The organism is Streptomyces sp. NPDC043867 (genome assembly GCF_056435845.1).
Genome location: NZ_JBWKDS010000011.1, coordinates 41,384 through 46,298, shown reverse-complemented (window position 1 = coordinate 46,298; position 4,915 = coordinate 41,384). Strand labels below are relative to the sequence as shown.

Sequence of the window (4,915 nt, the reverse complement as noted above, 5' to 3'; positions counted from 1 at the left end):
GCCCGCAAATTATCCATTATACCTGAAGAATCGGAGAAAGGTGCATCGACCCTACCGAGTGGGGAAGCATAGCCAGGGGCCTCTTGCGGCATGGAGCTGATCGTACCGGCGACTCAAGCCGGTTTGCGCGCCACCGACGCGCTCCAGCATCTGTCTGGTGCTCCGCTGTCTCTGCTAACCCCTGGCTCAATTTCTTACATGTAGTCCGGGCTGCAGAGAGGGAGCATGGCGGTCCTCTAGAGGGCTTCTGCGGCCGGCTAGAGGCGACCGAAATGACTGATGGCGATGGTTACGGCCGACTACCCAACTACCCAAGTCTCCGTGATCTCCCTACGGTGGCTTCAGCGAGTTCACTGTCCTGTGTTGCTGCAAGGGGGATTGATGGAGGCGGAGTTGGCGGCGCTGGCGGCGTCGGGGGCGACGACGTTGGTCGGGCTGATGGTGTCGGAGACATGGTCGCAGGCGCGTGAACGGGTGGCACGGTTCTTTGCCCGGGGTGCGGATGAGGAGGCGGTCGACGAGGAGCTGCGGTTGTCTGAGCAGGAACTCGTGGCGGCTCGTGCGTCGGATGACGAACTGGCTGTGGCGGACATCGAGGCCGGATGGCGGCTGAGGCTGCGTCGTGCTCTCCAGGCGGACCCCGGGGCTGCGCAGGAGCTGCGTCTGCTGCTGGCGGAACTTGCCCCGGGAGCGGGAAGTGACGCGGCAGTTATCGTGCACAACAGCGTCAATGGCGGAGTGCAGAACGGGCCCGTGATCCAGGGGCAGCAGTTCTCCAGCCTGACGTTCTACAGCTCGGGTTCTGTCCCTCAGGGACCCAGGGCGGGGCAGCCAAATGAGTGAGAGTTTCGACGATCGGCGCGCGGAGCCGTACGTCCGGAACGAACTGTCCGGGAGCGTCAACGGGCCGAGCGTTCAGGCCCAGCAGATTCATGGCGGCATTACGTTCAACGTTCAGGCGCCACTCCCGTCCGGTCCCGCGTTCCGGCCGGATCAAGTGCCCCCTCTGACGGTCCGGTTCATCAATCGGTCAGCGGACCTGGCTCTGCTGGACGACTGTGTGAGTGATCAAGGGAGCGGAGCGGGCAGGGTTGGATACGGCGTGATCTCGGGGATGCCTGGGGTCGGCAAGACCGCTATCGCCTGCCGCTGGGCGGAGAAGGCCCGGGCGCACTTCCCAGACGGGCAGATCTACGTCGACTATGCGATGTTGCGCAGCCGGGCGGGGGGTGATGTGTCGGAGGCGGTGGCCATGTGCCTGAGAGCCCTTGGGGTGGACGATGCGTACATCCCGAAGTCCCTGGAGGAGCGGACCTCGCTGTTCCGCTCGAGGACCGCGGACCGGCGCGTCCTGGTGGTTCTCGATGACGTCAGCCAGCCCGCTCAGGTCAGACCTCTCGTGCCCAAGGGGCCGGGGAGCGTCATGCTGGTCACCAGCAACGGCAAGCTTTCCGAGCTGGCTCTGGACGGGGCACGCCCCGTCTACCTTGACCCCTTGGACATGGACAGCGGCCTACAGTTGTTGGCCGACCGGTGTGGCGAGGCGGCCGTGGAGGCCGAGCGGCACGCGGCCGAGCGGCTCGTCGGGTTCTGCGGTGGCCTGCCCAAGGCCCTTCAGTTGGTGGCTGCCCGCCTGCTGCCCACGGGTGATCTAACCATGAGTGAGCTTGCCGAGGAGCTGGCTGACGAAACCCGCCGCCTGCAAGGGCTGTCGCTGGGAGGGGACGATTCCGTGTCCGCCGTACTCGAGCTGAGCTATCGCGATCTCCCAGCAGACGCCGCGTACCTGTACCGAATCCTGGGTTGGTTCCCCGGCCGCACCTTCGACGCGGGCACGGCCGCGGTCGCCGCGGATATCGACGTATCGACAGCGAGGTCGTTGCTGGCCACCTTGGTGAGGTCGAACCTCCTCGATGTGACCGAGGACCGCCGCTACCGCTTCCACGATCTTGTGCGGCTGCACGCCCGGGAGCGCGCCGACCACCAAGAGCCGCAGCTTACGCAGCGCGCAGTGGTGGAGCGGGTGGCCACCCACTATCTCGCTCTCACCGCGTTCGCCGACCGCGCGGTGCGCGAAGACCGGCTGCGGATCGCAAACCTGACCGACCTTCTTCGCGGCGCCCCGAACCCCTTCTCAGCCGACGATGGCCCGGCGCCCCTGGGGTGGCTGGACGCCGAGCGTGCCACCATCCTCGCCGTGCTGCGGGAGGCATCACGACTGGCTCTGCACAAGCACGTGTGGCAGCTGGCTGAGGCTTTCACGGTCCTGTTCCTGCACCGCCGTTACCTGGGGGAGTGGAAGGAGTCCTTGGAGCTGGGCGCGGCCGCGGCTGCCGAGGCCATGGTGCCGGCGGCGGAAGCACGGCTGCGCAGCTTGCTGTCGCGGCCATTGATGGACCTCGGCCAGTACGATCAGGCGCGCGTGGAGCTGGAGAAGGCCGCTGCCTGTGCGGAAGTGTCGGCCCACACCGCGCTGAACGCGTCCGTGCACGAGTTCTTCGGCCGCTACTGGGACCGCTTCGACGCCGACCGCGCCGTCCAGGCATACCGGCGCTCCGTCGAACTCAACATCGAGGCCGAGGAGTGGCGCGGGGTAGCCATCGCCACGTACTTCCTGGGCTGCGCACAGGACACTGCCGGCCACCACGAGACGGCGCTGAGCACTCTGCGCAGCGCCCATAAAGGGCTCATGGATCGCAATGACAGGCGTATGGCCGCCCGGGTCCTGGCTGCCATCGGTACTGTCCACGAGCATCTGGGTGACACGGATGCGGCGGCGCGTGTGCTGAGGGACGCCGTCCGGGCACTGGAGGAGGAGCAGGCGAGCCACTACGAGGCACAGGCCCGGGTCCGGCTCGCCGACATCGTCGAGCAGACCGGCGGCGCCCGCGAAACCGTACGAGAGCACCTCACACGGGCCTGCGCAATCTACGAGGCAGGTGGCAGCCCAGAGGCGGAGAAGCTGCGAGACCGCCTGAACCGCATGACCGGACCGGACGGTGAGGGCGACGCCATTGCCTGACGAGGAAGGGCTCGCCTCACTGCCTGGAGTCGGACGGTAGTCGAGGCCGGAGGCGCAGCCCGACCTCCTCCTCCCGCACGTCACCGATTTGCAAGGTCACGAACACGCCGTCGAGGGGGAGGCCAGCCCGTAGGCAGGTGTAGACAAGTGCCGCCGGCAGGCCGGGGTCGATGGTTGGCCCGGTGACCGTCGCCTCCACGATGGGCCCGTCGCGTGTGCCCAGCAGGAAGCTGTTCCCGTTCAGCGGCACGGCGGCGACGAGGCTGCCGGGGAGGCGGTGCAGTGTCTCCCGGATCCAGCCAAGGGCGCTGACCGCGGTCGCAGCGGGGTGCCGGCGCACCACTACCGAGGCACTCTCGGTCAGCCGGTGGTCCCGTTCCTCCTCGTCGCACGCTAGGTGCAAGAAGGTGTCAGCCGCTTCCTGACGGTCGCCGAAAACGGCCGCGGGGTGACGGCGAACGGTAATCGTTGGGCGCTCGGCCGCGGCCGCGGTGACGGCAGTGGTCACCATCCATGAGGTCACGGTCGCCGCCGGGGGGTCGGGGTGCGGCAGCGACAGCACCGGCGGTGTGTTGGAGGCCGGCTCCGTCAGTTTGAGCAAGCGATACAGAGTTGTGCGGAGCCGCGTGAGAGCCAGCCCCGGTTCGGCGAAGGCGAGATCAGAGATCGCGGCGTAGCGCTCGGGAACGTGGCCCTGGATGGCATCCTCGATCTGCTGGTGCAGGGCGCCTCGCGGATCGAGGGGAGGCGCAGCCTGTCTGAGGTGCGCGACCGCTGTGCCGGGTACCGCGTCACTGCCGAAAGCCGCGAGCAGCACTGGCTTGCCGAGTGCGGCACCCATCAGTGTCACCGATCCGTGATCACCCACGACGACAGACGCTGCGACGAGCGCGGACCGCCAAGCGTGGACGGGTGGCATCAGCAGCAGCCCTGCTTCCAGCGCCGCAGCCTGAAGGGTACGGATCTGCCAGGACCCGTGCGCCGACCACACATTGGGATGGATGACCGCGGCCACCCGGTATTCGTCATACGGCAGCGCAGCGAGAAGCTCGGCAGGCAGTTGTGGGTACCGGCCGAGCAGCGATGTCGGACCCCAGGTGGAGCTGACAACCACCAGACACCGGCCGTCGGCGGCACCCAGGGCACACCGGTAGGCGGAGGCTTGAGGCAGGCTGACGGCCAGCTCATCGAAGCACGGATCCCCGATGAGCAGTGTGCGGCCCGCAGTCTTGGGGTGGGTGGCGAGCAACTGCTGTTCCTGATCGGGATGCGAGACGGCAAGCCAGGCGCGTCCAGACTCGAGCAGCGAGTCCGGTACGACGCCGGACAGCCGGGAGCGTGGGGCCCGGGAGTCCGGTACGAGCTTTTGGAAGCCGACGCCGTGCGGCAGTACCAGTACGGGGCAGTCGCCTTCCGGTACGTCGATGTTCTCGCTGGCGGACAGGATCAGGTCGGGTGCGATGCTCCCCAGCTGTGACCAGGGCATGATCCGGCAGCCGGCGTCGTGGAGCAGATCGAGAACGCCGTCGTTGAAGGCGGACGTGGGATCGTAGGCGAAGACGACGGTGACCCGGCTGTCACCACGCAGGAGGGCCGGCAGGCATTCCAAAACGCGTGCGGTCGATGTGACCGTACGCGCGGCCACGATCAGCGTCTTCTCGCCGCGGAAGGTGCTCCATCGATGGGCATCGTCGCCAACAGGTACACGAAGATGTGGGCCGCTCCTACCGATCACGGCCAACCTCGGACGACTACCCGCGGTTGCTCTAGGGTGAGTTGTGCTTCACTCGCGCGGTTCGCGGTTCGCGGTTCGCGGTTCGCGGTTCGCGGTTCGCGGTTCGCGGTTCGCGGTTCGCGGTTCGCGGTTCGCGGTTCGCGGTTCGCGGTTCGCGG

General features: G+C 67.5%; 3 protein-coding genes. 2 read left to right on the top strand and 1 reads right to left on the bottom strand.

What is annotated here, in order from left to right; all coding sequences use genetic code 11:
• The first annotated feature begins 381 nt into the window (after positions 1-381).
• Both AC069T_RS13475 and AC069T_RS13470 read left to right on the top strand, forming a co-directional pair.
• Positions 382-843, top strand: coding sequence for a hypothetical protein (locus tag AC069T_RS13475; RefSeq protein WP_478782875.1), 462 nt, complete (start codon positions 382-384; stop codon positions 841-843).
• Positions 836-3,022 carry an ATP-binding protein gene (locus AC069T_RS13470; protein ID WP_478782874.1) on the top strand — a complete coding sequence of 729 codons (2,187 nt, stop codon included), beginning with the start codon at positions 836-838 and terminating at the stop codon, positions 3,020-3,022. The genes AC069T_RS13475 and AC069T_RS13470 overlap by 8 nt, the downstream gene beginning before the upstream one ends.
• Before the next feature lie 16 nt (positions 3,023-3,038).
• Here AC069T_RS13470 and AC069T_RS13465 read toward each other — a convergent pair whose 3' ends face one another.
• Positions 3,039-4,670, bottom strand: coding sequence for a hypothetical protein (locus AC069T_RS13465; protein ID WP_478782989.1), 1,632 nt, complete (start codon positions 4,668-4,670; stop codon positions 3,039-3,041).
• Positions 4,671-4,915 lie beyond the last annotated feature (245 nt).

Excerpts from the sequence above, each read along its gene's own strand:
- AC069T_RS13475 (WP_478782875.1), top strand. The coding sequence starts at position 382 with ATGGAGGCGGAGTTGGCGGCGCTGGCGGCGTCGGGGGCGACGACGTTG.
- AC069T_RS13470 (WP_478782874.1), top strand. The coding sequence starts at position 836 with ATGAGTGAGAGTTTCGACGATCGGCGCGCGGAGCCGTACGTCCGGAAC.